The organism is Kitasatospora sp. NPDC054795, from assembly GCF_053611565.1.
On the sequence record NZ_JBSHAP010000258.1, the window covers coordinates 1 to 4,620 of the forward strand.

General features: G+C 74.4%; 4 protein-coding genes. 1 reads left to right on the top strand and 3 read right to left on the bottom strand.

Annotation, left to right across the window (positions count from 1 at the left end; genetic code table 11):
* Positions 1 to 125: 125 nt before the first annotated feature.
* From ACWGJO_RS41070 to ACWGJO_RS41080, 3 genes are all read right to left on the bottom strand, one after another.
* Positions 126 to 1,484 (bottom strand): cytochrome P450, encoded by a 1,359-nt coding sequence (locus ACWGJO_RS41070; protein WP_452190891.1) that lies wholly within the window; start codon positions 1,482 to 1,484, stop codon positions 126 to 128.
* 2 nt (positions 1,485 to 1,486) lie between these two features.
* Positions 1,487 to 2,461, bottom strand: coding sequence for a DUF1702 family protein (locus ACWGJO_RS41075; protein ID WP_452190892.1), 975 nt, complete (start codon positions 2,459 to 2,461; stop codon positions 1,487 to 1,489).
* Between the two features lie 91 nt (positions 2,462 to 2,552).
* Complete coding sequence (locus ACWGJO_RS41080; protein WP_452190893.1) at positions 2,553 to 3,569, bottom strand: DUF1702 family protein; 1,017 nt, start codon at positions 3,567 to 3,569, stop codon at positions 2,553 to 2,555.
* A 252-nt stretch (positions 3,570 to 3,821) separates the two neighbouring features.
* On the opposite strand from ACWGJO_RS41080, the gene ACWGJO_RS41085 reads away from it, so the two are divergent.
* Positions 3,822 to 4,550 carry a maleylpyruvate isomerase family mycothiol-dependent enzyme gene (locus tag ACWGJO_RS41085; protein WP_401047757.1) on the top strand — a complete coding sequence of 243 codons (729 nt, stop codon included), beginning with the start codon at positions 3,822 to 3,824 and terminating at the stop codon, positions 4,548 to 4,550.
* Positions 4,551 to 4,620: the final 70 nt, after the last annotated feature.

A 4,620-nucleotide genomic window follows, 5' to 3' on the forward strand; every position in this document is an offset into this window, starting at 1 on the left:
ATCCGGCCCGGGCCGCGGCAGCGGGCCGGGCCGACCGGGGCCCGCGCGACGGCGCGGGCCCCGCGCACGGAGCCCCCGCGACGTCGTCGCGGGGGCTCTGCCGTGCAGGGCGCGGGCGCGGCCGCTCAGCCGGCGGAGTGCACCGTCATCGGCAGGCCGCCGCGCACCCGCAGCGACAGCATCGGCTCGGCCACCACCCGGTACCCGGGCACCTTCCTCAGCCGCAGGTCCCGGGCGACCATGGCGATCGTGAACGTGGCCTCCAGCAGCCCGAGATGGTTGCCGATGCAGAAGCGCGGACCCGCCCCGAACGGGATGTAGGCGTAGCGCGGCCGGTCCGTGGCCCGGTCCCGGTCGAAGCGCTCCGGGTCGAACTGCTCCGGGTCGTCCCAGAACCGGGAGTGGCGGTGCAGGGTGTACGGGCAGATCAGGACGTCGGAGCCGGCCGGGACGTGGTACCCGCCGACCTCGTCGTCCGCCTGGGCCTGCCGCGGCAGGATCCACACCGGCGGGTAGAGCCGCATGACCTCCTCGACCACCATCGAGGTGTACCGCAGGCGGTGCAGGTCCTCGAACTCGGGCAGGCGGTCGCCGAGCACCTCGACGGCCTCGGCGTGCAGCCGGTCCATCACCTCGGGGTGCCGGTCGGCCAGGTAGAAGGTCCAGCCCAGGGTGCTCGCCGTGGTCTCGTGGCCGGCCAGCAGCAGGGTGACCAGTTCGTCGCGCATCCGCTGGCGGGCGACCTTGTGGTCGGGCTCCTGCCGGGTGGCGACGATCAGGCGGGACAGCGCGTCCTCCCCCACGATCTCCCCGGCGTCGCGGGAGACCCGCTCCGCCACCAGCCGGTCGACCACCCGCTGCAGGTCCTGCCGGGCCTGCCGGAAGCGGAGCTGCTTGGACAGCGGCACCCAGCCGGGCACCATGCCCATGGTGACCATGTCGAACATCGCCTGGTCCTGCACGGCCTCGAAGTCGTGGCCGACCGCCTCGAAGGCGCTGAGGTCGACGTCTAGCAGGGTGCGGCCGAGCACCCCGAGGGTGAGGGCCGTGACCTCCTTGGTCAGGTCGACCGGCGCGCCGCCCTCGTGCGCCCGCAGCCGGCCGACCAGCTTGGCCGCCTCCTCCGCGACGGCACCGGCCTGTTGGACGATCCGCTTGTGCTGGAAGGCGGGCTGGATCTGCCGGCGCTGCTTGCGCCAGAGCTCCCCCTCGCTGGTCAGCAGGCCGTTGCCGAGGGCCCGCCGGGCCTGGGCCAGGCCGATCCCCTTGTGGTAGTTGGCCGCGTTGTCCGCGAGCACGTGCTTGGCGTGGTCGGGGTGGTTGAAGAAGTAGAGCGTCTTGGGGCCCATGGAGATCCGGACCGCGTCGCCGTACTCCGCCGCGGCGGAGCGCATCATTTCGAGCCGGTCCCCCACCAGCCTGCGCAGCAGGACGGGGGCGGCCCGGCGCGGCGGGCCCGGCGGCACCCGACGGGTGGCGGCCACGGTCAGCACCCCCCGACGTTGGCGAAGCGGTCGGCGATGGCCTGGCGCCACACCTCGTACGCGGGCAGCGCGCCGGGCACCGGCCCGCTCGGCCGCGCCTCCTGGCTGACCGCGGCGGCCTGATCGGGCGTCATGCCGCAGAAGACCCGCGTGGCCAGCTCCGTGTGCGGCACCAGCAGTCCGGCCCGGATCCGGGCCTCGGCCGCGAACGCGCTGCCCTGGGCGACCATCGGCCCGTGGATGCCGGCCCGGTCGCGGAACGCGCACAGCTCCGCCTCGTCCACGCCGCCGGCGTAGGTGGCGGCCAGTCCGGCGCCGCCGTAGAGGTCGGACCGCCGGGACTCCGGGAACTTCTCGATCATGGTCGCGACCAGCTCGGCGTCGGTGCCGCCGACGAACCACAGGGCCCGGCCGATGCCCTGGTCGATCGCGCGGCCGGTGTACGACGGGGAGTCGTGCGCCGGCCAGGGGAAGGCCGGGTCCCGGTACTGCTGGTGGACGTACCGGTCGGTGCGGAAGTACGCCTGGTGGAAGCCGTATCCGTCGAGCACCAGCCAGCGCAGCAGCGGGTCGAGCTTGTCGATGTCGGGCCAGCAGAACCTCGGCAGCCGGGCCATCGCCCAGCCGATGCCGACGTAGACCATGTAGACGTGGTCGGCGCCCCGGCCGGCGAGGCAGCGGGCCACCGAGTTGCGGCCGGACAGCCGCAGCCCGTCGAGCATGGCGAAGCCCATTCCGGCGCCCTCGTAGGCGAAGCCGCGGAACCGGTCCGGGATTTCCTCCAGCGGGTATTCCGCCTCCGCCGGGTTCCGGGCCTCCACGGCGTGGGCGTAGCCCTCCAGGAACCGCGCGCCGACCGTCTCCAGGAGGTCCTGGGCGGCCGGCGACTTCCGGTGGAAACCACGCGTTTCCAATAGCGTTTCAGAGGTGCTCGGAGTGAGAACTCGACGTCGGAGCGTCCGCCATGCACTGGACACGCCATACTCCTCTCGGGTTTCCCGCGGGGCGGCCGGTCCGCCCCGCGGATGACTTCGCACCGGTCCGGCCCGGGGCTCGTCGGGAAAGCACTCAGGCCGCCGGCCCCGGCGCGGGCCGGGGCGAGGGCCCGGTCTCGCGGAAGTGCTCGCGCACGTTCGCCCGCCAGAGCTCGTACGGGGGCGGCCCGCCGGCGGCGCCCGGGGTGCGGTCGTCCACCGCGCAGGCGTCGGCGACCTTCGCCGCCGCCTCCACCGACAGGCCGGTCAGGCCCGTCGAGGCGACCTCGGAGTGCGCGGGCACGAAACCCGCGTACGCACGGGCCTTGGAGGCGAACACCGACCCCTGGGCGAGCTCCGCCCGGTGCGGGCCCGCCGCGTCGCGCAGCCCGGCCAGGCCCTCGGCCGTGCCGCCGCCCGCGAAGGTCGAGGCCAGTCCCACGCCGCTCCACAGGTCGCCCTGCCGGTCCGCGCCGAACCTGCGCACCGCGGCCGCGACGTTCGCCGGCGATCCGCCGTGGATGAACCACAGCGCCCGTCCGACGCCCTGGTCGACGGCCCGCTGGAAGTACTCGGGCGCGCCCTGCCACGGGTACGGCTTGGGCCTGCGCTGCCCGTCCACCCAGCGCCGGGTGTGGAAGTAGGCGAGGTCGAAGCCGTAGCCGTCGACGGCCAGCCAGCTCATCGTCGGGTGGTAGGGCGTCCCGGTGAGGTCCGGCAGCACCTTGGGCCACAGCGACCTCGGCAGCCGCGCCATGGCGAAGCCGATGCCGATGTACGCCAGGAAGATGTGCGGCTGCCCGGACCCGGCCAGCAGGTCACGGGTGCGGTGGCCGCGGCCCATCGCGTCCAGGACGGTGAAGGCCATGGTGGCGCCCTCGTACGCGAATCCGCGCTGTTCGGGTTCGACCAGGCCGAGTCGGCGCTCGACCTCCCACTGGCTCCGGGCGTCGATCCCCCACTCGAAGCCGCAGACCACCGCCTGGGGCACCGCCTCCAGCCGTTCGGTGCTCTCCGTCGGTGTCACCGGGAAGCCGCGTCCGGCGAAGGTCACCGAGGCCAGTGACGGTGTCAGTACCAGTCGGCGCAGCGATCCGAAGGTCGTCGGCACGATCCCTCCCAGGCTCACGTCCCGCAATTGACGGTCCTCCCCATGGTCCTGAGGCGGCGTCACGGCCCGCATCTCCACGGTTGCGTTTCTGAACCCGCCCGGCCGCCGGGCGTCTTCGGGCGTGCTCCGCCCGCCGTCCCGCCGGCCGTCGCCCGGAACCCGGGCGCCACAATGGAACCGGCCCGCGCGAGACCGGGGTTCCGGCACCGTCGGTCCGTCCCCGCAACGTCGTCCAACCGAAGGAGAGCCCGTATGAGCACGTATCAGCGGAACGCCGAGGCCACGACCGGGTCGCTCTGGGACCGCTCACCGGACCATCTCGCCTACCGCGGCTCCCGGGAGAACATCACCGGGCTGCTGGGCGGCCGGCCCGCGGTGGCCGACGTCCCCGTGCCGGCCTGTCCGGGGTGGACGGTCCTGGACCTGGTCGGCCATCTGCTGGAAGTCTGCCGCACGGTGGCCGCCGACGCGCCGGGCAACCTGTGGGAGGTGCCGCACGCCGACTCCGGCGACGGCCTCGCCGGGCTGCTCGCCGAGTGGTCACGGCTGGACGGCGGGGTGGAACGGGTGCTCACCGAGTCCCCGCAACTGCGGCACACCATGCTGATGATGGACGCGTTCACCCATGAGATCGACCTCCGGGTCGCGCTGGGGGAACCGGTGCTCCCGGACCACCCGTCCTACCCCTCGTCGCTGGACCTGGTCGTCCGGGGCTTCTCCAACGCGGTGCGCACGCTGGGACTTCCGGCGCTGCGCATCGAGACGCCGGGCGCCGAGTGGCGGGCCGGTGACGGCGAGCCGGCCGCCGTCGTCCGCGGGCACCGGCACGACCTCCTCCGCTCGCTCACCGGCCGCCGCTCGCCGGGGCAGATCGCCGGACTGGACTGGAGCGCCGCGCCCGAGGCCTGGCTGCCCGCCTTCACCTGGGGCCCGTTCCGGCCGCCGGCGCAGCCTGTCGAGGACGCGGCCGCCGGGCGGTAGGCCCCGGGCCCGACCGGTCCTCGGCGGGCCGGGAAACGGCGCTGTGGCGCTGCCCCGAGCGGGCAGCGCC

What these genes read in the sequence shown, in the direction of transcription:
- ACWGJO_RS41085 (WP_401047757.1), top strand. Translation starts at nt 3,822, where the DNA reads ATGAGCACGTATCAGCGGAACGCCGAGGCCACGACCGGGTCGCTCTGG.